Source organism: Pseudomonas congelans (assembly GCF_900103225.1).
GTDB classification, from domain to species: Bacteria; Pseudomonadota; Gammaproteobacteria; order Pseudomonadales; family Pseudomonadaceae; genus Aquipseudomonas; species Aquipseudomonas congelans.
In genome coordinates, this window is sequence record NZ_FNJH01000002.1 from 598314 (window position 1) to 621795 (window position 23482).

At 59.1% G+C, this 23482-nt stretch carries 20 protein-coding genes; 7 read left to right on the plus strand and 13 right to left on the minus strand.

The genetic code is table 11. The annotated features are described in order from the left end of the window. Nucleotides 1-53: 53 nt before the first annotated feature. Nucleotides 54-434 carry a hypothetical protein gene (locus tag BLR20_RS09790; protein WP_054992924.1) on the minus strand — a complete coding sequence of 127 codons (381 nt, stop codon included), beginning with the start codon at nt 432-434 and terminating at the stop codon, nt 54-56. Nucleotides 435-723: 289 nt separating this feature from the next. On the opposite strand from BLR20_RS09790, the gene BLR20_RS09795 reads away from it, so the two are divergent. The 5 genes from BLR20_RS09795 to BLR20_RS09815 all read left to right on the plus strand — a co-directional run bounded on the left by BLR20_RS09795 (nt 724) and on the right by BLR20_RS09815 (nt 8768). Then, nucleotides 724-1890: an efflux RND transporter periplasmic adaptor subunit gene (locus BLR20_RS09795; RefSeq protein WP_054992923.1), complete on the plus strand. Its 1167-nt coding sequence runs from the start codon at nt 724-726 to the stop codon at nt 1888-1890. Beyond that, nucleotides 1887-4991, plus strand: a complete 3105-nt coding sequence (locus BLR20_RS09800) for a multidrug efflux RND transporter permease subunit (RefSeq protein ID WP_054992922.1) — start codon at nt 1887-1889, stop codon at nt 4989-4991. Before BLR20_RS09795 ends, BLR20_RS09800 begins: the two co-directional genes overlap by 4 nt. 10 nt (nt 4992-5001) lie before the next feature. Beyond that, on the plus strand, nt 5002-5679 hold the full coding sequence (locus BLR20_RS09805) for a heavy metal response regulator transcription factor (RefSeq protein ID WP_003314062.1): 678 nt from the start codon (nt 5002-5004) through the stop codon (nt 5677-5679). After that, nucleotides 5669-7033, plus strand: a complete 1365-nt coding sequence (locus BLR20_RS09810; protein ID WP_010429110.1) for a heavy metal sensor histidine kinase — start codon at nt 5669-5671, stop codon at nt 7031-7033. The genes BLR20_RS09805 and BLR20_RS09810 overlap by 11 nt, the downstream gene beginning before the upstream one ends. Nucleotides 7034-7238: 205 nt before the next feature. Next, nucleotides 7239-8768: a sensor domain-containing diguanylate cyclase gene (locus BLR20_RS09815; protein ID WP_010429112.1), complete on the plus strand. Its 1530-nt coding sequence runs from the start codon at nt 7239-7241 to the stop codon at nt 8766-8768. Between the two features lie 70 nt (nt 8769-8838). On the opposite strand, the gene BLR20_RS09820 is transcribed toward BLR20_RS09815, so the two are convergent. Further along, on the minus strand, nt 8839-9309 hold the full coding sequence (locus BLR20_RS09820; protein WP_003314059.1) for a PA2169 family four-helix-bundle protein: 471 nt from the start codon (nt 9307-9309) through the stop codon (nt 8839-8841). Between the two features lie 218 nt (nt 9310-9527). Between BLR20_RS09820 and BLR20_RS09825 the strand changes: the two genes are divergently transcribed. After that, nucleotides 9528-9767 (plus strand): DUF3820 family protein, encoded by a 240-nt coding sequence (locus tag BLR20_RS09825; protein WP_010429116.1) that lies wholly within the window; start codon nt 9528-9530, stop codon nt 9765-9767. A gap of 124 nt (nt 9768-9891) precedes the next feature. Here BLR20_RS09825 and BLR20_RS09830 read toward each other — a convergent pair whose 3' ends face one another. Genes BLR20_RS09830 through zwf form a run of 3 tightly spaced genes read right to left on the minus strand, consistent with a single transcriptional unit; the run spans nt 9892 to nt 12771 of the window. Then, nucleotides 9892-10566: a bifunctional 4-hydroxy-2-oxoglutarate aldolase/2-dehydro-3-deoxy-phosphogluconate aldolase gene (locus tag BLR20_RS09830; RefSeq protein ID WP_004402926.1), complete on the minus strand. Its 675-nt coding sequence runs from the start codon at nt 10564-10566 to the stop codon at nt 9892-9894. A 35-nt stretch (nt 10567-10601) separates the two neighbouring features. Then, complete coding sequence (gene pgl / locus BLR20_RS09835; RefSeq protein WP_054992921.1) at nt 10602-11315, minus strand: 6-phosphogluconolactonase; 714 nt, start codon at nt 11313-11315, stop codon at nt 10602-10604. After that, nucleotides 11302-12771 (minus strand): glucose-6-phosphate dehydrogenase, encoded by a 1470-nt coding sequence (zwf, locus tag BLR20_RS09840; protein WP_010429119.1) that lies wholly within the window; start codon nt 12769-12771, stop codon nt 11302-11304. The genes pgl and zwf overlap by 14 nt, the downstream gene beginning before the upstream one ends. A gap of 218 nt (nt 12772-12989) precedes the next feature. Between zwf and BLR20_RS09845 the strand changes: the two genes are divergently transcribed. Further along, nucleotides 12990-13856: a MurR/RpiR family transcriptional regulator gene (locus BLR20_RS09845; RefSeq protein ID WP_002552324.1), complete on the plus strand. Its 867-nt coding sequence runs from the start codon at nt 12990-12992 to the stop codon at nt 13854-13856. Nucleotides 13857-14280: 424 nt separating this feature from the next. Here BLR20_RS09845 and BLR20_RS09855 read toward each other — a convergent pair whose 3' ends face one another. From BLR20_RS09855 to BLR20_RS09890, 8 genes are all read right to left on the minus strand, one after another. Beyond that, the gene (locus BLR20_RS09855) at nt 14281-15156 is read right to left on the minus strand and encodes a D-hexose-6-phosphate mutarotase (RefSeq protein WP_010431726.1); all 876 of its coding nucleotides are present in this window, start codon (nt 15154-15156) and stop codon (nt 14281-14283) included. Between the two features lie 109 nt (nt 15157-15265). Further along, nucleotides 15266-16627, minus strand: coding sequence for a carbohydrate porin (locus tag BLR20_RS09860; RefSeq protein ID WP_054993088.1), 1362 nt, complete (start codon nt 16625-16627; stop codon nt 15266-15268). Nucleotides 16628-16752: 125 nt separating this feature from the next. After that, on the minus strand, nt 16753-17922 hold the full coding sequence (locus tag BLR20_RS09865) for an ABC transporter ATP-binding protein (RefSeq protein WP_054993089.1): 1170 nt from the start codon (nt 17920-17922) through the stop codon (nt 16753-16755). A 2-nt stretch (nt 17923-17924) separates the two neighbouring features. Beyond that, nucleotides 17925-18770: a carbohydrate ABC transporter permease gene (locus BLR20_RS09870; RefSeq protein WP_003433593.1), complete on the minus strand. Its 846-nt coding sequence runs from the start codon at nt 18768-18770 to the stop codon at nt 17925-17927. Beyond that, nucleotides 18763-19671 carry a carbohydrate ABC transporter permease gene (locus tag BLR20_RS09875; RefSeq protein WP_003314048.1) on the minus strand — a complete coding sequence of 303 codons (909 nt, stop codon included), beginning with the start codon at nt 19669-19671 and terminating at the stop codon, nt 18763-18765. Before BLR20_RS09875 ends, BLR20_RS09870 begins: the two co-directional genes overlap by 8 nt. A 104-nt stretch (nt 19672-19775) precedes the next feature. Beyond that, nucleotides 19776-21062: an ABC transporter substrate-binding protein gene (locus BLR20_RS09880; protein WP_010431718.1), complete on the minus strand. Its 1287-nt coding sequence runs from the start codon at nt 21060-21062 to the stop codon at nt 19776-19778. A gap of 169 nt (nt 21063-21231) precedes the next feature. Beyond that, a complete protein-coding gene (locus BLR20_RS09885; RefSeq protein WP_032615938.1) occupies nt 21232-22638 on the minus strand; it encodes an ATP-binding protein in 1407 nt (468 codons plus the stop codon). A gap of 61 nt (nt 22639-22699) precedes the next feature. Next, entirely contained in the window at nt 22700-23437 is a 738-nt protein-coding gene (locus tag BLR20_RS09890) for a response regulator (protein ID WP_003408952.1), read from the minus strand. Nucleotides 23438-23482 lie beyond the last annotated feature (45 nt).

Sequence of the window (23482 nt, forward strand, 5' to 3'; positions counted from 1 at the left end):
ACTGCCACTTTTTAACGTGACAGTCCGGACGAGAAAACCATACAGACAGGGATTTACTGATAGCTCAACGTGACCACCGCAGCGCGCGCCTGCAGGGCTTCTCCGTCGATTACCACGGCGGCAGGCAACACTTGATACTGCGTGACGAAGGGCATTGCCTGCTCACCACAGACATTGTGTTCGGTGCTCACTTGTATATTGACCCCTGGTGCAACTTCCAGCGTTCTCGTGTGAACATCTGACGCACTCGCATGGGCACTGGACACCCTGCAACCGCTGTTGACGATACTGCCATGCAACGTTATTACACCGTCCTTTGCCCATGACAAAGCAGGAGCAGCCAGCCACAACGTCGACAGGATTACGACCCACAAGCGTTTATCAAGGGAGCGTAACTTCAACATCACTTTTCCGTTTTTTTTCTGACTGCTCATGGCACACTCCCTTCATAGACTCATACAGTAATTTAAGTTGATGAGAGAATGACCTGCCAGAAACCTACTTAGGAAAATGTAGGAAAACTCCTAGGACTTTATAAACATCAGGACAATTATCTCTTCAACATAGGTATCGTCCAATTCCGACTTTTCTTGACTGCACGCCACACCGCTCGCGGCTTTCTGACAAACCTGACAGCTGAAAGTCATTCTGTTGACCGGATTTGCAGGCTATAAGGAAGCTGTAAAGAACATCTCCCGTACCGACATTTGGCGTTTTCTTCATATGCGCAGAAAGACCCTGACCGTCACCGCCGTCGTCCTGGTGATCGCCTGTGCCGCGATTGCCGGCTGGAAACTGACACGCCCGGCAACACTCCCAAAAAATGCCGCTGCCGCTGTGCCCGTCAAAGTGATCACGGTCAGTCTTGAGGACGTGCCGCGTTTCGTCACAGGGATCGGATCGGTGCTGTCGCTGCAAAGCGTCGTGATCCGTCCCCAGGTGGATGGGGTGCTGACGCGCGTGCTGGTCAAGGAAGGTCAGCAGGTCAAGGCCGGCGACTTGCTGGCAACGCTGGATGACCGCTCTATCCGGGCCGCGCTGGAGCAGACGCGTGCCCAGTTGGCGCAGAGCAAGGCGCAGCTGGACGTGGCGCAACTGGACCTCAAGCGCTATCGCCAGCTCACCCAGGAAAATGGCATCTCGCGACAGACATTCGATCAGCAACAGGCGCTGGTCAGGCAGCTGGAAGCCACGGCGAAAGGCAACGAAGCGAGCATCAACGCCTCGCAGGTGCAGCTGTCCTACACCCAGATTCGCTCGCCGGTAACGGGACGGGTCGGTATTCGCAATGTCGATGAAGGCAACTTCCTGCGCGTCAGCGATGCTGCCGGGCTGTTTTCAGTGACCCAGATCGACCCGATTGCCGTGGAGTTTTCCCTGCCTCAGCAGATGTTGCCGACGCTGCAGGGGCTGATTGCCGAGCGCAACGCCGCGACCGTCAAGGCGTATCAGGGCGACGGCGCGGCCAACGGCCTGCTGCTGGGTGAAGGCACGCTTTCATTGATCGACAATCAGGTGTCGGCAAGCACCGGTACGATCCGCGCCAAGGCTCAATTCAAAAACCCCGGCGAGCAACTCTGGCCGGGGCAACTGGTGACGGTAAAGATCCAGACCGGTATCGAACTCAACTCGCTGAAAGTACCGCCACAAGTGGTGCAGCGCGGCGTCGACCTGCACTTCGTCTATCGGCTCACTGCTGATAACAAGGTGGAAGTCGTGCCGGTCAAAGTGCTCTATCAGGACAGCGAACAGACGCTGATCAGCGGGCCGCGTGCTGGCGATGTACTGGTCCGCGACGGCCAGTCGCGGCTACGCCCGGGGGCAACCGTCGAAGTGATCAGCGCGCCTGCTGCGGATGTGGCGAGCGCGCAAGTGGAGCCCGCCCGATGAATGGCCGGGGCTCGGTGTCGGCGTGGTGCATCGATCACCCGGTGGCCACCTTGTTGTTGACCTTCGCCCTGGTACTGCTGGGGGTCATCGCCTTTCCGCGGCTGCCGATCGCGCCCTTGCCGGAAGCGGAATTTCCGACCATCCAGGTTACCGCGCAGCTCCCCGGCGCCAGCCCTGAAACCATGGCGTCCTCGGTTGCTACGCCACTGGAAGTGCAGTTCAGTGCGATACCGGGCATGACCCAGATGACCTCCAGCAGCGCACTGGGCTCCACCAACCTGACGCTGCAGTTCACGCTCAACAAAAGCATCGACACTGCGGCCCAGGAAGTCCAGGCCGCCATCAATACCGCAGCCGGACGCCTGCCGGCCGATCTGCCCAGTCTGCCGACCTGGCGCAAGGTCAACCCGGCCGACAGCCCGGTGCTGATTCTGAGTGTGAGTTCCAGCCTGATCCCCGGCACAGAGCTGAGCGATGTCACTGAGACCATTCTGGCGCGCCAGCTCAGCCAGATCGAAGGCGTGGGCCAGGTGTTCATCACCGGTCAGCAGCGTCCGGCGATTCGTGTCCAGGCCGCCCCCGAGAAACTCGCTGCGCTGGGGCTGACCCTGGCGGACATTCGCCAGGCGGTGCAGCAGACCAGCCTGAACCTGGCCAAGGGTGCCCTGTATGGCAAGGACAGTATTTCGACCCTGTCTTCCAACGACCAGTTGTTCAAACCGCAGGACTACGCGCAACTGATCGTTTCCTACAAAAACGGCGCGCCCGTCCAGCTCAAGGACGTGGCCCGGGTTGTCGCAGGCTCGGAAAACGCCTACGTCAAAGCGTGGTCCGGCGATCAGCAAGGCGTCAACATCGCTATCTTCCGGCAGCCGGGCGCCAACATTGTCGACACCGTGGACCGTATCCAGCGTGAACTGCCACGCCTGCAGGAAATGCTCCCGGCCAGCGTCGATGTCTCGGTACTCAACGACCGAACGCGAACCATCCGTGCCTCGCTGCATGAAGTGGAACTGACCCTGATGATCGCGGTGCTGCTGGTGGTGGCAGTCATGGCGCTGTTCCTGCGCCAGCTGTCAGCCACCCTGATCGTCAGTGCGGTACTCGGGGTCTCGCTGATTGCCAGCTTTGCGATGATGTACCTGTTCGGCTTCAGCCTGAACAACCTGACACTGGTGGCCATCGTGGTCGCGGTCGGTTTCGTGGTGGACGACGCCATCGTGGTGGTCGAGAACATCCACCGTCACCTTGAAGCGGGCCAGGGCATGCGCGAGGCCGCGATAAAGGGCTCCGGAGAAATCGGCTTTACCGTGGTATCGATCAGCTTCTCGCTGGTGGCGGCGTTCATTCCGTTGTTGTTCATGGGCGGCGTGGTCGGGCGACTGTTCAAGGAATTCGCGCTGACCGCAACGGCGACCATTCTTATTTCGGTGGTCGTCTCCCTGACCCTCGCGCCGACCCTGGCCGCCCTGTTCATGCGCGCGCCCACCCATCATCCGCATCAGAAACCGGGGTTCGGTGAGCGCCTGCTCGCCTCCTACGAGCGTGGCTTGCGCAAGGCACTGGCGCATCAGCGACTGATGCTTGGCGTGTTCGGCCTGACCCTGGCGCTGGCAGTGGTCGGTTACGTTCTCATACCCAAAGGCTTCTTTCCGGTCCAGGACACCGCTTTTGCACTCGGGACCACCGAGGCGGCTGCCGATATCTCCTACCCGGACATGGTGGAAAAACACCTGGAACTGGCAAAGATCGTCGGCGCGGACCCTGCCGTGCTGGCGTTCTCGCATTCGGTAGGTGTTTCAGGCAGCAACCAGACCATCGCCAACGGCCGCTTCTGGATTTCGCTCAAACCGCGCTCCGAACGCGATGTGTCGGTCAGTGAGTTCATCGACCGCCTGCGCCCCAAGCTGGCCAAGGTTCCGGGCATCGTCCTGTATCTGCGCGCCGGGCAGGACATCAACCTCAGCTCCGGCCCAAGCCGCAGTCAGTACCAGTACGTGCTCAAGAGCAACGACGGCGAATTGCTCAACACCTGGACGCAACGGCTGACTGAAAAACTGCGCAGCAACCCGGCGTTTCGTGACATGTCCAACGACTTGCAACTGGGTGGCAGCGTCACGCACATCGACATCGACCGCAGTGCTGCCGCGCGCTTCGGCCTGACCACGGCAGACGTCGACCAGGCACTGTACGACGCGTTCGGCCAGCGGCAGATCAGCGAGTATCAGACGGAAGTCAACCAGTACAAGGTGATCCTTGAACTGGACGCCCAGCAGCGCGGCAAGGCCGAAAGCCTGGCGTACTTCTACCTGCGTTCACCGCTGACCAGCGAAATGGTACCGCTGTCGGCGCTGGCCAAAGTCAGCGCGCCGCGCATGGGCCCGTTATCGATCAGCCATGACGGGATGTTCCCGGCGGCGAACCTGTCGTTCAACCTGGCACCGGGGGTCGCCTTGGGCGATGCCGTGCGCATGCTCGATCAGGCCAAGAACGAAATCGGCATGCCCGCCTCGATCATCGGCAGCTTCCAGGGCGCGGCACAGGCGTTCCAGAGTTCGCTGGCCAACCAGCCCTGGCTGATTCTTGCGGCGCTGGTGGCGGTGTACATCATTCTGGGCGTGCTCTATGAAAGCTTCGTGCACCCGCTGACCATTATCTCTACCCTGCCCTCGGCAGGTATCGGCGCACTGTTGCTGCTGTGGATGATGGGCCAGGACTTCTCGATCATGGCCCTGATCGGCGTGGTGCTGCTGATCGGTATCGTCAAAAAGAACGGTATTCTGCTGGTGGACTTTGCCTTGCAGGCCCAGCGCGAGCAGGGCCTCACGCCGCACGAGGCCATTTATGAAGCCTGCATCACCCGCTTCCGGCCGATTATCATGACCACCCTCGCCGCCCTGCTCGGCGCGCTGCCGCTGATGCTCGGTTTCGGGGTCGGTGCCGAGTTGCGTCAGCCGCTGGGGATTGCCGTGGTCGGCGGCCTGCTGGTGAGCCAGATGCTCACCCTGTTCACGACGCCGGTCATTTATCTGCAACTGGAGCGGCTGTTTCATCGACGCCACCCGGCGCCCGGCGCACCGGCGCTGGCCCTGCACAAGTGAGAGTCGCCCGATGCGCGTGCTGATTATCGAAGACGAAGAGAAAACCGCCGACTACCTGCGTCGGGGTCTGACCGAACAAGGCTATGCCGTGGACGTGGCGCGCGACGGGATCGAAGGCCTGCACCTGGCACTGGAGAATGACCATGCGATCGTCATTCTCGACGTGATGCTCCCGGGCCTGGATGGTTTCGGTGTGTTGCGTGCGTTGCGCGCGCGCAAACAGACACCCGTCATCATGCTGACCGCGCGAGAGCAGGTCGACGACCGCATTCGCGGCCTGCGCGAAGGCGCGGATGATTACCTGGGCAAGCCGTTTTCCTTTCTGGAACTGGTCGCCCGCCTGCAGGCGTTGACCCGGCGCAGCGGTGGCCACGAGCCGGTGCAGATCACCATTGCCGACCTGTGGATTGACCTGATCAGCCGCAAGGCGACCCGCGCCGGCCTGCGTCTGGACCTGACCGCCAAGGAGTTTTCGCTACTCAGCGTGCTGGCCCGGCGTCAGGGCGACATTCTCTCCAAGACATCAATTGCCGAAATGGTCTGGGACATCAACTTCGACAGCGATACCAATGTGGTCGAAGTCGCGATCAAGCGCTTGCGGGCCAAGCTTGATGGGCCTCACGAACACAAGCTGCTGCACACCATTCGCGGCATGGGCTATGTGCTGGAGAACCGCAGTGCGGGTTGATTCGATTGCCCTGCGCCTGAGCGGACTGTTCGCGCTGGTGGCACTGGTGGTCTTCCTGCTGATCGGCTGGGCCTTGTACCTGCAGGTCGACAAGAGCCTCGACCTGCTGCCCCGCGCCGAGGTGGATGCGCGTTACAGCGTGCTGGAATCGGCGGTCAATCGTTTCGGCAACCCGGAGCACTGGGGCAAGATCAAGGCCAAGCTCACCTTGCTCAGCGAAGAGGACAAGCGTCTGCGCTTCTGGGTGGTGAGTGACAATCCGCTCTACGAGTTCGGCAATCCCGGTGCGGACATTCGTCGTTTTGCGCAGGGGCCGCTGGGCATGCACGACCTGAAACTGGCGGATCACCCGTTTTCGTTCAAAGTGCTGGTCAGCGAGTTTCCGGCCAAGGAACAGCGTCCGGCACTGCGCTTTCTGACCGCCATCGACACCGAGACGTTCTGGCACACGCAGCACTCGCTGCTGGTCGCCTTGATCAGCCTGGCCTCGCTGGGCATTCTGCTTGCTTCGGCGCTGGGCTACTGGGCCGCGCGGATTGGCCTGCGCCCGCTGACCAGCCTGTCGCAGGAAGTCCAGAAACTCGCCCCGCCAAGGTTGTCCGGACGCTTGCAGCTGTCGCCGCTGCCACCGGAACTCGAACAATTCGTCGCCTCGTTCAACTCTACGCTGGAACGTGTCGAGCAAGCCTATTCGAGGCTGGAGTCGTTCAATGCGGATGTGGCGCACGAGCTTCGCTCGCCACTGACCAACCTGATCGGTCAGACCCAGGTAGCGCTGACCCGCGGCCGCTCTGCCGAGCATTATTTCGAGGTGTTGCAGTCGAACCTCGAAGAGCTGGAGCGCTTGCGTTCGATCATCAACGACATGCTGTTTCTGGCCAGCGCCGATCAGGGCACCAAGGTCAAGGCACAGACCTGTACCTCGCTGGCCGAAGAGGTCGCGACTACTCTGGATTACCTGGACTTCATTCTGGAAGACGCGCACGTGCAAGTCCGTGTCAACGGCGATGCCAGCGCGCCGATTGAAAAACCCCACCTGCGCCGCGCGCTGATCAATCTGTTGCATAACGCCGTTCAGCATACCGACGCTGGCGAGGTCATTGAAGTCAACATCGAGTCCGGCGATGCCCATGTCACTGTCAGCGTGACCAATCCGGGCCTGCAAATCGCTCAAGAACATTTACCCAGACTGTTCGAGCGCTTTTATCGGGTCGATGCCTCACGCAGCAACAGCGGCGCCAATCACGGCCTGGGGCTGGCCATCGTCAAGGCGATTGCCTTGATGCACGGCGGCACCGTGTTCGTGAACAGCGACAAGGGCGCCAATACCTTCGGCATCCAGTTGCCTCGCTGACACCTGAAAATACTGACTACACTGAGCGTTTTCACGGTCCTCAGTGTGCGCCTGTTCGCAGCGTTTTAAATACACTTGCTTTATTCACATTCCCTTCATATGGGGCTATAAGGAGCGTGTTATACACGCGTCATAAGTTCCCCACATAAATGATAATTTTATTAACCGGTTATCAAGAATCATTCGTCTGCAGGTAGAACAACCGATGGTGGTGTTTGCGTTTTCTCGGCAAGCCCGGCTCAGATGGACCCGTCCGGAGCTGATATTGATCTTTGGCAGCTCGGTTTCAATGCTCGCCATTCTGGCGATCGTGGCGTCTTTGCTGGCCCGGGAGCGCGACGACGCAGCACAGACAGCAGCACGTGCAGCGTCCAATATCGTGCGTTTGATCGATGCGGACGTCATGCGTAACGCAGAACTTTACGACTCTTCCCTGCAAGGCATGATCAGCGCGTGGCAGCGTCCGGACCTTCAGCAGTTGTCACCTGAACTGCGCCAACTTGTTCTGTTTGATCGCTCTACTGCCGCCTCTTACAAGGGCGACCTGGTATTGCTCGATAACCGCGGCGACATATTGGCTGATTCTTTATCTGTCATCCCTCGACATGACAACTTCTCTGATCGCGCCTATTTCAAGGACCATGCGTTAGACCGCTCTTTGACGTTACATGTCAGCGCGCCGTACAAGACTCGCTGGGGCTACAAGGACTGGTGCATCAGTTTCAGCCGTCGCATATCAGGGCCCCACGGCGAGTTCATGGGAATCGTAAGCGCGGCGATGCGTCTGGTGTATTTCAAGCATCTATTCATGAGCCAGAATCTGGGCAGTGACAGCAGCATCAACCTGATCAATACCTCGGGCATTCTGATCGTTCGCTACCCGGAAATGGAAGGCCAGGAACTGATCGGCAAGGATTACAGCCGCAGCCCCAACTTTCAGCGCATCCTTCAGGAAGGCGATGGCAGCTTTGCCGCGATGTCCACGCAGTTGAACGCTCGTCGGCTGTACACCTTCTCCCGAGTCGGCAACCTGCCGCTGATCGTCGTCATCGGGCAGTCCGAGGATGAGGTGTATGCCGTCTGGCGGCGCAATGCCTGGCTGGTCGGCTCGGCCACCAGCGTGTTGTGTCTGGGCATTCTGTGGCTGACCTGGCTGCTGTGTCGCGAGCTGCGAAGACGCCATCGTGCAGAAGATGCGCTGGCCAGCCTGGCCGCTACAGATGGCCTGACCGGGCTCGACAACCGCCGCCAGCTCGACGAAGCCATGGAAACCGAATGGGCGCGAGCGCAACGCTCTGGCAAGCAGCTGTCATTGCTGATGATCGACGTAGACCATTTCAAGGCATTCAATGAGCGTCATGGCCATCAGGGTGGAGACGAGGCGCTGCGTCTGATCGCGCAGACCATCTCCTACTGCATTCGCCGTCCGGGCGACCGGATTGCACGCTATGGCGGCGAAGAGTTCGTGGTTGTGCTGCCGGAAACAGACTTGCCGGGTGCCATGCTGATCGCGGAAAAAATCCGCAAGGCCGCCGAGTCACTTCCACTGTTCATGAATGCCGAGCATGCCATCACTGTCAGCATCGGGGTCGCTTCGGAGGTCGTTCGCCAAGGCGACAAACTGGAGGCATTTTTCGGGGTGGCCGACAAGGCGCTGTATCAGGCCAAGGACAATGGGCGTAACCGGGTCGAGTACCGCAGTTCGGTTGCCCGAAAGGTAACGGACCAGGCTTGACGAGCTGCCTTCGGGCATAAAAAAACGCCAGACTGGCTGGCGTTTTTTCGGTTACCGCTGAGGCATCGAATTACGATGCGGCGCGGGCTGCATCACGCAGTGCTTTTACTTTGTCGTGGTTGGCCAGAACGCCAGCTTGCTGCTTTTCAATCAAAGCAATCACGTTAGGGGAAACGTTCTTGGCACGAGCTTTTTCCAGCGCTTCGCGATAAGCCTTCTTGGCGACGTCTTCACCTTTCTCGACTTCTTCCAGTACAGCCTTGTCGTCGTCGGAAGTAACCATCGACTTCAGGTTGACCCATGCGCGGTGCAGTGCGCCAGATACGCTTGAGGAATCTTCAGGCTTGCCACCCAGTGCGGTGACTTCAGCTTGCAGTTCGCGAACGGCAGCGGCAACTTCAGTAGAACGGTTTGCAAGGAACGATTTTACCTGAGCGCTTTTTGCATGTTCTGCGCTGGTGCGGAAACCTTCTTCGCCGTCTTTGCTGGTTTCGATCAGGTCATTCAGGATAGAGATCGTTTCTTTGTTGATATCAGTCATTTGATAATTTCCTAATGGCAGGTTGATACGAAAGTGTTCGATGTATAGGTAATTGCAGACACCGTGCCAGTTTTTAATATGAAAATATCAATTTAAAATCAATAACTTACGAAATTTTCACAATTGACCGTTCGTGACTTCTGCATGATCTGCCGTTTGGCCTGCATGCAGAATGCACGTATCGTACTGACCGAAAGAGAAACATAGGCCTATCGCTGATGAATCCGGAAAAACTCAAGTTGCTGGTGACGCAGGAAATGCCATTTGGCAAATACAAGGGTCGGCTGATCGCTGATTTACCGGGGCATTACCTGAACTGGTTTGCCCGGGAAGGCTTTCCCAAAGGAGAGTTGGGAGGTTTGTTGGCGCTGATGCAGGAAATCGATCACAACGGCCTTGGCGCGCTACTGGACCCATTGCGCACGCGTCCACGTCAGACATTCAAGGACAAGGGATAAACAGAGAGACGGTCAGGGGAGAAAAAAACGGTGCTCCGGACCAGGGAGCACCGAAAAGCCATACAACCAACAACAACTTCCTTGTCGGAATCAGCCGCAAGGGCTGACTCCGAAATCCTGAAAATCAGTCAAACAGCGCCATTGCCTGCGCAGTCGCTTCCTGGATACGACCCCAGTCGCCATTCTTGACCCAGGCGTTATCGATCATCCAGGTGCCGCCTACGCACATGACGTTGGGCAGGGCCATGTAGCTCTTGAGGTTCTGCTCGTTGACACCGCCAGTGGGGCAGAAACGCACCTCGTTGAACGGCCCGCCCAGAGCCTTGATCGCAGCCACACCACCGCTGATCTCGGCCGGAAACAGCTTGAAGCGGCGATAACCCATGGCGTAGCCGATCATGATTTCCGAGGCACTGCTAACGCCTGGCAACAGCGGCAGCGGACTGTCGACTGCAGCTTGCAGCAGGTCTTGCGTACTGCCAGGGGTAACGATGAACTGCGAACCGGCCGCTTCAGCGTCAGCCAGCATCTTGCGGTCCAGGATGGTCCCTGCGCCCACGCACAACTCGGGGCGCTGTTCACGCAGGATACGAATCGCGCTCAGGCCGAACGCCGAGCGCAGAGTCACTTCCAGCGCAGTCATGCCGCCAGCGGCCAGTGCATCGGCCAGCGGCAGTACGTCCTGGTCACGGGCGATGGTAATCACCGGCAGAATCTTCGCCTTGGCGCAGAGTTCGTCGATCTGGGCAATCTTGTTCGCCATGCTGGTCAGCGGCTGATTATTTTCGTTCTGTGTCATGGCGACGGTTCCTTGTTTGTGGGGCTTATAGGGGCTTATGGGCACCAGTAAATCTCGAGAGACGGGTTGAGAAAGGCACGCACCGGCATCTCGGCGAGGTCATCGCCTGCCAGCGCGGTGCGCAGGGTGTCGAGTTTGGCCTGACCGGACACCGACAGAATCGATGAGCGCGCCGACGCCAGCAGGCGGCGGGTCAGGGTCAGGCGCTGGTGCGGCACGCTCGGTGCGAGCATGGGCAGGCAGCGGCGCTCGCCTTGCAGGTCAAGGGCTTCGTTCAGATTCGGGCTGTTGGGGAACAGCGATGCGGTATGCCCGTCGTCGCCCATGCCCAGAATCAGTACATCGATGGGTGGCAGCTCGGCCAGCGTTTGATCGGCAGCCTGCGCTGCTTCCTCGACACTGCTCGCCACGTTGTACAGGCCGAGAAACTTCGCCTTCGCCGCAGGCCCCTGCAGCAAGTGACGCTGCAGCAGGCCCGCATTGCTGTCGGCATGTTCGGTCGGCACGAAACGCTCGTCTGCGAGACTGATGACGACCTTCGACCACTCCAGCGGCTGTGCCGCCAGACGCTGGAAGAAGGCGACCGGACTGCGCCCCCCGGACACTACCAGAGTCGCCAGACCGTTCTCACTGATCGCCTGTTTCAGGCGCTCGGCGACAGTTTCAGCCAGTGCATCGGCCAGTTGCTGCGCAGTGTCGAAATCATGTGCTGCCAGCCCTGCTGGCAGCTTGAGGTCACATATCGCCATACCAGGATCTCCCGTCGCGAGTAATCAGGGCAATGGAGCTCATCGGCCCCCAGGTTCCGGCCGGGTAAGGCTTGGGCGCATCGCCCGCCTTCTTCCAGCCAGCGATCAACTGATCGCACCATTGCCAGGCGTACTCGATCTCATCTTTGCGGACAAACAGGTTCTGATTGCCACGCATGACTTCCAGCAACAACCGCTCATAAGCGTCGGGGACACGAGCGCTGCGGTAGGTGTCGGAAAAATTCAGTTGCAAGGGACCGCTGCGCAGCTGCATGCCCTTGTCCAGGCCCTGATCCTTGGTCATCACCTGCAGGGAAATGCCTTCGTCAGGCTGCAGGCGGATGATCAGACGGTTGCTGATCTGCAAACGCTGTTCAGGCGCGAAGATGTAGTGCGGCGGCTCTTTGAAATGGATCACGATCTGCGACAGCTTCTGCGGCATGCGTTTGCCGGTGCGCAGATAGAACGGCGTGCCCGACCAGCGCCAGTTGCGGATATCGGCACGCAACGCGACGAAGGTTTCGGTGTCGCTCTGGGTATTGGAGTTTTCCTCCTCCAGATAGCCAGGCACCGCCTTGCCTTCGCTGTAGCCGGAGGTGTACTGGCCGCGCACCACCTGGGTCGCCAGACGCTCCGGGGTGAACGGGGCCAGTGCCTTGAGCACCTTGACCTTCTCGTCACGGATACTGTCGGCCGACAGGTCGCTTGGCGGGTCCATGGCAATCAGGCAGAGCAGCTGCAGCAGGTGGTTCTGAATCATGTCACGCAGCTGGCCGGCCTGATCGAAGTAGCCCCAACGGCCCTCGATACCGACCTTCTCGGCCACGGTGATCTCTACGTGCGAAATATGGTTCTGGTTCCACTGGGTTTCGAACAGGCTGTTGGCAAAGCGCAGAGCGATGAGGTTCTGTACCGTGTCCTTGCCCAGATAGTGGTCGATGCGATAAACGCGGTTTTCCGGGAAAAACTGGGCGACGGCGTCATTGACCCGGCGTGAAGAGGCCAGGTCGTGGCCGATGGGTTTTTCCAATACGGCACGCGTACGTTCGGCGAGGTTGACCGACGCGAGGTTTTCGCAGATGGCACCGTAGACCGAGGCCGGTGTGGCGAAATAGGCGATCAGGGTTTCGGCATTGCCGACGCGCTCGGCAAGCGCGACGTAATCCTCGGCCTTGAGGAAATCGACATGCAGATAGCTGAGCCGCGCCAGAAAGCGGCCCAGATTGTCCGGCTCCAGTTCCATCTCGGGAATGAAGCGGCGCATGGATTTCTCGATGTACGCCAGATGCGACTCTTCGTCGCCCGGCTCACGCGCCAGGGCCAGAATTTTTGTGTCTTCATGCAGCAGTCCAGCGCGATCAAGCTGATAAAGAGCCGGGAACAGCTTGCGTACCGCCAGGTCCCCCAGGGCACCAAACAGGGCAAATGTGCACGGTTCAACCGTAATCAAGGGCATAATGTTGGTTCTTTTATCAAGTTAGGCTACAAATACCTTTTTTAAAGGCGTTACTCAAGGCCATATGTAGTAATAACCACAACATTCTGCCTGAAAGCATATTCCAGTGGTGATCAACACAGGCCCTCAGTACGATAGGCCACCTTTGCTACAGGCTAAAGGGCTAATAAAAGCCCGAGACAAAACCGTTGGTAAATCAGCCCCGACAAGGACTTTGAATGGACCGCGTAAGAAACCTCCTGGAGCAAATCCAGGGCCGACTCGACGAGCTGAACAAGGCCGAACGCAAAGTGGCCGAGGTCATCCTGCTCAACCCGCAGATGGCAACGCGACTGAGCATTGCAGCGCTTGCCCAGGCGGCCAAGGTCAGCGAACCGACGGTCAATCGCTTCTGCCGTTCGTTCAGTGTCAGCGGCTATCCGGAATTGAAGCTGCAACTGGCGCAGAGCCTGGCCAGTGGCGCGGCTTATGTCAGCCGGGCGGTGGAAGCCGATGACAATCCGGAAGCCTATACCCAGAAGATTTTCGGCAGTGCCATCGCGTCACTGGACAGCGCCTGCCAGCAATTGGACCCGGCCTTGATCAGCAAGTCTGTGGACATGCTGATCCAGGCGCGGCAGATCCACTTTTTCGGGCTGGGTGCCTCCGCGCCGGTGGCCCTGGATGCGCAGCACAAATTCTTCCGCTTCAATCTGGCGGTGACGGCGCATGCCGATGTGCTGATGCAGCGGATGATTGCGTCGGTGGCGCATACCGGCGAGTTGTTCGTGATCATTTCGTATACGGGCCGCACCCGTGAGTTGGTGGAAGTGGCGCGTATCGCGCGGGCCAACGGCGCGTCGGTGCTGGGGCTGACGGCAGCCGGTTCGCCGCTGGCCCAGGCCAGTACGGTGAGTCTGAACATTCCTCTGCCGGAAGATACGGATATCTATATGCCGATGACGTCGCGGATCATTCAGTTGACCGTGCTCGATGTGCTGGCCACTGGCATGACGCTGCGCCGCGGCGTCGACTTCCAGCCGCATTTGCGCAAGATCAAGGAAAGTCTGAATGACAGCCGTTATCCGATCGAGGATCAGGGCTGACTGGATGTGATCGGAAGAACGCGTTGACTATCGCTCCAACGCTCCGCGTGGGAATGCAGTTCGTGACGCTCTGCGTCACACGGTGGTTTTTCTTTGTAAGGTGGATTGAGGTTCTGCTCAGGTTACCTTTGCGCCCTTACGGCGCCTTACTTTGAGGGACCAAAGTAAGCAAAGTCACCGCTCCGTTTCCGGCCCGACTTCGTCGGGTTCCTTCGCCCTGACACTGATCCGGGGGTCGCCGCAAAGGACCATCCATGGTCCGGTGCGGCTAGCCTGGCGTCCTGCCAGGCTACCCGCCGGATCAGCGCCAGGACTCAGCCGTCACTTACGTCGCACTCTGTGTAGTCTGTGCCATCGGGGTTTGACTATCGTGCCGACGCTCCGCGTCGGCATGCAGTTCGTGACGCTCTGCGTCATCTGCAACTCACCCTGCCAGGCTGGCTTGCAGTTTGAGCTGCACCTGTTCTCCGGGCCGCAGGCTGAAGGTGTCGCCGGAGCCTGAGGCGGCTTCGACGCGGACAAAGCCTGCGGTTTCGCTGCCGCATACGCCGAGGAGCGGTCTGCTGCCGGGGTGCCAGACGACGGTGTTGGCGCTGTCGCCGGTGTCGATGTTGAGTCTGCGCTGCCAGATCGGGTCCTGAAGCTGTACGGCGCCGGCGTGCTCGAATACGCGCTGACAGGCGCCTGCCACGCGCAATTCGCCCTGTTGCTGACAGGCCTGGCGGCTGAGTTCGTCATAACCCTGTGCGCCGTCGAGCCCCTCCAGTGCGACTTCAGCCACATCGCCGATCCGCCAGTAAGCGTGCAGCGCATGGCTGAAGTGACACGGTTCGCTGTCTTCGTGACGTGTGCTCAGACGCAGTTCCATGCCCTGCCCCAGTTCGGCATGCAGATCGACCTGCCAGTCCCACAGTTGCAAGCGCCAGTGCAGGCTCACGCCCTCCTCACACTCACTGCTGTCAATCAGCTTCCAGTCCAGCAAGCGCCCCCAACCGTGCGCAGGCCAGCCGCTCTCGCCGGGATGTCGGCCATACCACGGCCAGCAGACCGGAACGCCTCCACGAATGGCGCCCACCTGTGGCCACTGCGCGGCGCACCAGAGCCAGGGTTTCTGGCCCTGTGGCTGGAAGTGCAGCAATTGCGCACCCTGTCGACTGAATACGGCCTGACACTGCGGGTGGTCGATGACCAGCACATCGCGCAGCTGATGGCGCTCCCACTCGAAGGTCGGTCTGGCACGTCGGGATCGGAAGAAGCGTTGCAAGGGATGTTCAGGCAGTTGCGCGTCGTGAGTGGTCATCGCCAATCGCGTCCCTGAAAAATAAAAGCATCAAGCCATAAAAAAACGGGCAGCCAAGCTGCCCGCAAAGCACACACGACCCTTGATCGCGTTACGCGTCAGTCAATACTCAGAACTTCGACTGGATCTTGATGCCCGCAACCAGCGCGTCATCAACCTGATCTACGCCACCAGGATGTTTGATGTACTGCAGGTTGGGACGCACGGTCAGCCAGTCGGTGACGTGGAAGCCGTAGTAGATTTCAGAGTTGTACTCAGTGCTCTGAACAGGCAGGAAGCCAGGGTTATCGTAGTCGTTGATGCCACTGATCTGGTTGGCCAGACGCACGCGATCCTGCACATCGTCGTTGACGTGGATACGGGCGATACCGATACCGATGTCATCTTTCGGACGCGAGTTGAACGGACCCTTGTAGGTCAGACCGATCTGCTGGTAGTTATCGACGAAGTTGGTTTCCTTGTCATGCACGGTGGCGTTGGCAAAGATGCTCAGGCCGCGCGAGGCGTCGCCGTCATGAGTGGTCAGTTGTTGCTGAGCCACGACCCACCAGCCATGCTTGCTGCTGTGCGACTTGAACGCTGCGCCAGTCAAAGCCTGCGGCTGACCGTTCACGTCTTCATAGACATCGTTGGCGTTTGGCGTGCTCTTGTAGTAACCGATACGGTACTCGCCGGGCAACGAATTGAAGGATGGAGTCCAGACCAGTTCGACCGGCAGAATCATGCCTTCGGTGCCACTGCCGCTAAGCTTGAAGCCGTTGCCTGTTTCCAGGTTGGACGGGTTCTGCTCGTACACACCCACCTGGGCATACACTTCAGGCGTGATGTTGTACTTGATGCGCAACGCCCACTGGCTGATTGGCCAGTTGTACCAGGTGCTTACGTAGTTACCGACCTGCGAGCCGCAGAAGGACAGGTTCTGGAAGTCGCACGGGAAGCTGTTGAAGTCTTCGCCTGGACCGAAACGGCCGGCCTTGACGTCCAGCGCGCCGTCGAAGTACTTCTGCTTGATCCACATCTGTGTCAGGCGCCAGGTCTGACCACGGCCCCAGACTTCCTGGGAGGAGCTGAGTGTACCGGCGCGAGGATCGCCGATACGGTCATTGGAGATGTTGCGACCGCTACGTTCGGTGATTGCCAGCTTGAACTCTGCGTCGTGCCAGCCGAGAACTTTCTGCAAATCGACTTTCATGCCCAGCGCGAACTGGTCACTGTAACGACCGGTGGTGTCGTCGTTGTAGCCGCCTTTGAGGTTGCTGGCCATCTCGGAAACGTATTCCAGCGAGAAGTCATAACCCTTGTCCAGCAACTCGGTGCGCTTGCCACCCCAGTCACCCGTCATCCAGGGCGAATCTGCGGCAAACGGCTCGGCGGCGTGAACACTGCTTGCCAGACCCATCGCACCCAACGCCGACAGCTTGCATACCAACTGGAGCCGGGAAAGCGATTTACCTTTGTTGATCTTCTTCATCCCATCAATCCTCGTTTTATTGTTATTAGCTTTGGTAGACGTGTTGCTTCATTCACTGCCTTGTATTCGCTGGTCGGCCGTGCGTTTTGGCAGCCAACGGCCAGCCAGCGATGCTCGTTGCTGAATCAATTTATCACTTGCGGCTCGACCGGTGACACATTGTTTTCCCGTTCGGCCGCCTGCCGCGCTCCCAGCACGCCAAGACGCTCGCCGCTCTGAGCATCGAAAATCAGCACCCTGGCAGGATCGAACTGCAGGGTAAGGCTTTCGCCCACCTGCGGTGCGACATCCGGGGCAAGGCGACAGCAGACCTTGCTCTGGTTGAGCGTGACGAACACCAGCGTATCCGGGCCGGTCGGCTCGGTCACCTGGACCTCGGCACGAATGGTCGGCAGCCCGGTCGATTCAGCGCCGGCCAGCATAATCTGTTCAGGGCGAACACCGAGAATGATTTCTCGATCTTCAAGGCCTGCATCGGACACGCCCACCGGCAGTTCGCAACGGGCCTGACCACTGTCGAGCGCAGCGATCAACTGACCATCCTTGCGTTGCAGGCGCAGCGGGATGAAGTTCATCGGCGGTGAACCGATGAAACTGGCGACGAACAGGTTGGCCGGATCGGTGTAGATCTGCTTGGGCGTACCGAACTGCTGGACGATACCGTCCTTCATCACCGCCACCTTGTCACCCAGCGTCATGGCCTCGATCTGATCGTGGGTCACATAGACGGTGGTGGTTTTGAGGCGCTGATGCATCAGCTTCATTTCGGTACGCATTTCGACGCGCAGCTTGGCGTCGAGGTTGGACAGCGGCTCATCGAACAGGTAGATCTTCGGTCGACGTGCCAGGGCACGACCCATCGCGACACGCTGTTGCTGGCCACCGGACATCTGACCCGGCTTGCGATTGAGCAGGTGCTCGATCTGTAACAGCTTGGCAACGCGAGCCACTTCAGCGTCGATGTCGGCTTGCGGCATCTTGCGGATCTTTAACCCGAACGCGATGTTTTCACGCACGCTCATGGTCGGATACAGGGCATAGGACTGAAAGACCATCGCGATGTCGCGGTCCTTGGGGCTGGTGCCACTGACGTCCTGGCCGTCGATCAGAATCTCCCCGCCACTGATGCTTTCCAGACCGGCAATGCAGTTCATCAGTGTGGATTTACCGCAGCCCGATGGACCGACCAGGATCAGAAACTCGCCATCCTTGATCGACAGGTCGATGTTCTTGAGTGTGTCCGGCAGGTTGCTGCCGTAGGTCTTGTTGACGTTGCGTAATTCGAGAGTCGCCATGATTACCCCTTGACCGCGCCGGCCGTGAGCCCACGCAGGAAATACTTGCCAGCCAGTACGTAGACCAGCAGTGTCGGCAGGCCGGCAATCATCGCCGCCGCCATGTCAACGTTGTATTCCTTGGCACCTGTGCTGGTGTTGACCAGATTGTTCAGAGCCACAGTGATCGGCTGAGAATCGCCACTGGAGAACACAACGCCGAACAGGAAATCGTTCCAGATCTGGGTGAACTGCCAGATCAGGCAGACCATCACGATGGGCGTGGACATCGGCAGAATGATGCGCCCGAAGATGGTGAAGAAACCGGCACCGTCCAGTCGTGCAGCCTTGACCAGCGCGTCGGGAATGCTGACGTAGTAGTTACGGAAGAATAGCGTGGTAAATGCCAGCCCGTAGACCACATGAACAAACACCAGCCCGGTGGTCGTGTTGGCGAGGCCCATCTTGCCCAGTGTGAAGGATGCCGGCAGCAAAACGGTCTGGAACGGCAGAAAGCATCCGAACAGCAACAGACCGAAGAACAGCTGCGAGCCCTTGAAGCGCCACATCGACAGCACATAGCCATTGAGCGCGCCGATTGCGGTGGAGATGATCACGGCCGGAACGGTGATTTTTATCGAATTCCAGAAATAACCATCGACCAGGTCCCAGGCCTTTATCCAGCCGATTGCGGTCACTACGCTCGGCCAGCTCAACAGGTTGCCGGTGCCGATGTCTTCGGGGGTCTTGAAGCTGGTGAACAGCATCACCACCAGCGGCACCAGATAAATCAGACAGGCCAGCATCAGCACGGCGTAAATCAGAACACGACTGAAGCTGATGCCCGGTTTGCCAACGTGACTAGTCATGGCGTTTGGTCCTCAGCTCGGAATACAGATACGGCACCAGAATCGCCAGGATCGCGCCGAGCATCAGAATCGCACTGGCAGAACCCATGCCCATCTGGCCGCGGCTAAAGGTGAACGAGTACATGAACATCGCCGGCAGGTCGGATGAATAACCGGGGCCACCGGCGGTCATCGCGGCTACCAGGTCGAAACTCTTGATCGCAATGTGCGCAAGAATCATCACGGCACTGAAGAACACCGGACGCAGGCTTGGCAGCACGACGCGCCAGTAGATCATCGGCAAACTCGCGCCATCCATCTGGGCCGCGCGAATGATAGACTGATCGACACCACGCAGACCTGCCAGAAACAACGCCATGACGAAGCCGGAGGACTGCCATACCGCGGCGATGACCAGGCAGTACACAACGCGGTCCTGGTCAATCAGCCAGTCGAAACGAAAACCTTCCCAGCCCCAGTCACGCAGCATCTTGTCCAGACCCAGACCCGGGTTGAGCAGCCATTTCCAGGCAGTACCGGTGACGATCATCGACAGCGCCATCGGGTACAGGTAGATAGTACGAATCATGCCCTCGCGACGAATCCGCTGGTCCAGCAGGACGGCCAGCAGGACACCGATCACCAGGCTGATTGCGATGAACATCCCGCCAAAGACAGCAAGGTTCTTGCTTGCCACCCACCAGCGATCGTTGTCCATGAGACGCGCGTACTGCGCCAGACCGACCCATTTGTAGGAAGGCAGGAACGTCGAGTTGGTGAACGACAGTGCGAATGTCCAGAGGATGTAGCCATAGAAACCCACCAGCACGATGAACATGCTGGGGGCCAGCACCAGTTTTGGTAGCCAGCGTTGCAGCGCATCCATTGGCGAGGCTTTGCTGTTCGCAGCGACAGAGCTCATCGGGAGTATCCCATGCGGTATATCGAATCCAGGCCGCAGCCGCAGGTGAAATCAACCAGGGATTTCAACACTGCGGACGACGGTTAAAGGCGGTTCAGAACGAATTACTTGGCAGACTTGATCGCAGCGCCCAGCTTTTTGGCTGTTTCGGCCGGATCAGCTTTCGGATCATTGATGTAGTTGGTCACCACATCGAAGAACGCGCCCTGCACTGCCAGCGTAGTTGCCATGTTGTGTGCCATGCTTGGCTGCAGACCACCGGTTTTCGAATCAGCCAGGAAGTCCTTCGCAGCGGTTTGCGCACACGAGTCGAAACCGTATTTGCTCATGTCGGACAGCATATCTTCACGAACCGGGATCGAACCCTTGTTGATGCTGAAGACCTTCTGGAAGTCCTCGCCCATGGCGACCTTGGCCAGATCCTGCTGTGCGGCAGTCGTGCCCTTGTCTTTCTGCTTGAAGACGGCCAGCGAGTCGATGTTGTAGGTAAACGCCTTTTCGGTGCCCGGGAAGGCTACGCACTGGTAATCCTTGCCGGCGACCTTTTTGGCTGCGGTCCATTCACTCTTGGCCCAGTCACCCATGATCTGCATGCCGGCCTTGCCATTGATGACTTTGCCAGCTTCCAGATTCCAGTCCTGGCCCTTGCCATCGGCATCCATGTAGGTCGCGACTTTCTTGAGTTCGGTGAGCGACTTGACCATGTCTGCGCCGGTCAACGCGCCGTTGTCCAGATCGACCAGGGCTTTCTTGTAGCCGTCAGCGCCCATGACCGAGAGCACGACAGCTTCAAAGACGGTGCTGTCCTGCCAAGGCTGGCCACCGTGGGCAAGCGGGATGAAGCCGGCTTTTTTCAGCTTGTCGCCTGCCGCATAAAACTCTTCGAGCGTAGTCGGCGCCTTATCGATACCGGCTTTCTTGAAGACTTCAGGGTTGATCCACAGCCAGTTGACGCGGTGAATGTTCACCGGCACTGCTACATAATCACCGTCGTACTTCACGGTGTCGGAGACTTTCTTGTCCAGCAGGGAGTCCCACTTCTCGGACTTGGCGACCTCTTTCAGCGCATCGGTATCGAGCAGACCGGTAGAGGCCCACTCCTGGATATCCGGGCCTTTGATCTGGGCTACACCGGGAGGATTGCCAGCAACCGCACGGCTCTTGAGCACGGTCATGGCCGTGGAGCCGCCGCCGCCTGCAACGGCGCCGTCCTTCCAGGTAAAGCCGTCCTTTTCAACCTGAGCTTTCAGAACATCGACCGCAGCCTTCTCGCCACCCGACGTCCACCAGTGCACAACTTCTACGGTGCCTTTGGAGTCAGCGGCATTAGCGCTCAGAGGGAACAACGAAGCGAGAGAGATGACAACAGCGAGACGTGACATGGAATTCATCGAATTGACCTTTCTTGTTGTTATGCATGAGCAAGTCTGGTGCTTGCGCTTCGTGGGAGTCTAACCAAGCCTGAGGCGACGACAGTAACGAAGGGACGCGCGTTTGTCACAGAACGGTGACAATTCAAATACCGCTGTAATCACTAGCCAAAAGCCACTGCCCGGCAATTCATTCCGCCGTTCTCGGCAGGTACAATGTTACCCGCAACCCTCCATCACGCAGGTTCTGCAGACTGACTTCCCCGCCATGACTGTGGGCAATGTTGCGCGCGATGCCCAGACCGAGACCATAGCCCTGCTGCTGACTGCCTGCCAGACGGAAATGCGGTTCGAAAACGTGTTCGAGACGCTGCTCGGGAACGCCAGGGCCTTCGTCATCGACATGCAGCACGAACGCCTGGGCATCGTCCTCGACCTTAAGGTGCGCGCGGTGACCGTATTTGAGCGCATTGTCGATCAGGTTGCCGATGCAGCGCTTGAGCGCCAGCGGTTTGCCTGAATAGGCCGCCTGTGCCTGACCCTGCTGCGTGACCCGCCCGTTGCCATCAGCAAGCAGCCAGGGTTCGACCAGACACTCAAGCAGCGCATTGAGGTCCACCGGCTCGATATTTTCATGAATGTCGGTGTCCTTGACGCACTGCAGCGCGCCTTTGACCAGCAACTCCAGCTCGTCCAGATCGCGACTGAATTTGCGTTGCAGTTGCTCATCCTCAAGCAGCTCGACCCGCAAGCGCAAACGGGTGATGGGCGTACGCAGATCATGGGAGATGGCACTGAACAACTGCCCCCGCTCGGTCAGGTAGCGACTGATCCGCGTGCGCATGGCATTGAACGCCCGGCTGACCTCGATGACTTCGCTGCCGCCGCCCTCAACCACAGGCTCGACGTCAGCGCCCAGTGACATGTCCCGTGCGGCCCGCGCCAGGCGCTTGAGCGGGCGACTCTGCCAGTGCACCAGCAAACCGATGAACAACAGCAGAAATGCGCTGGTCAGGACAATGAACGACACCTGCTGAAGAGGCAGTTCCTGTTCCTCCAGCGAGGTGTAGGGTTCAGGCAAAAGAGAAGCGATGTAGAACCACTCGCCGGGCGCCATTTCGATTTGCGTGACCAGCACTGGCGGGTTCACCGGCTCGAGTGTCAACGCATAATGCGCCCACGAACGCGGCAACTCGTCGAGCTTCAGGCCGCTGTTGAAAATCCGCAGTTCTTCGGGCCGCGCAAACCATACGGTGATATCCGGACCATTGCCCAGACGCTGGCGCAGCACCTCGCCGACCACATCCAGCACCGCCTGCTTGCGAGGGGTGGGCTGCATGATCTGCATGTCCAGCGGGTGATCGTTGAGTGACACAACGAAACGTGTGCCGCCCATACTGCGCAGCTGGTCGAGCACCATGGGCCGGTAAGCCAGCGGCAATGAGCGAAAATAGCTGACGCTGGCCGCCATCGAGTACGCCAGGCTGCGTGCACTGGTCACCAGGCCTTCCATCTGCGTGGCACGCAGCTGTGACAGCCAGATCACGCTGGACAGCGCCTGAGCCAGCAAAACCGCCAGCAAGGTCAGCAGCAACATGCGCCCCAGCAACGAGCGCGGCAGCGGCAGGCCGGTTCTCTTCGCTCCTGCCCCAGTCGGTTTAATAGCCGTTGCCTGCTTGCGAGTTGACGTTCGCGGCCAGCAGGTAACCACTGCCGCGAATGGTGCGGATCAGACGTGGTGACTTGCCGGTGTCGCGCAGACGCTGCCGCAGGCGACTGACCGCCATGTCGACGATTCGCTCCAGAGGCATCAGCTCACGCCCACGCGTGGCATTGCCGATGGTGTCGCGGTCGAGAATCTGCTGGGGGTTGTCGAGAAACAGTTTGAGCAGCGCGAAGTCGGCGCCGGACAGAATCACCTCTTCGCCGTCATTGTGAAACAGTCGGTGGCTGACCATGTCCAGTCGCCACTCATCAAACAGGATCACGTCGCCACCCGGACGCTCCTGACCGAACTGGGCACGTCGCAGCAGCGCCTTGATGCGGGCCTGAAGCTCACGTGGGCTGAACGGTTTGCCCAGGTAATCATCGGCCCCCAATTCAAGACCGATTACCCGGTCGGCTTCGTCCGAACTGGCGGTCAACATGATGATCGGCACATGCGGTTGGCGCGGATGCTGGCGGATCCAGCGACACAGACTGAAACCGTCTTCATCGGGCAGCATGACGTCAAGGATCAGCAGATCGCTCGGTTCATCATTGAACGCCCGGCGGAAATCCGCACCGTCCCCCACCGTGCGCACCTGAAAACCGGCGCGGCTCAGGTAGGTGTCCAGCAACTCGCGAATTTCCTGATCGTCATCCACCAACAGGATCGATTTACTGACTGGGCTCAAGTTGAAGCGTCCTTGTCTGGCTGTGAATTTTTGTTGTTATGCCAT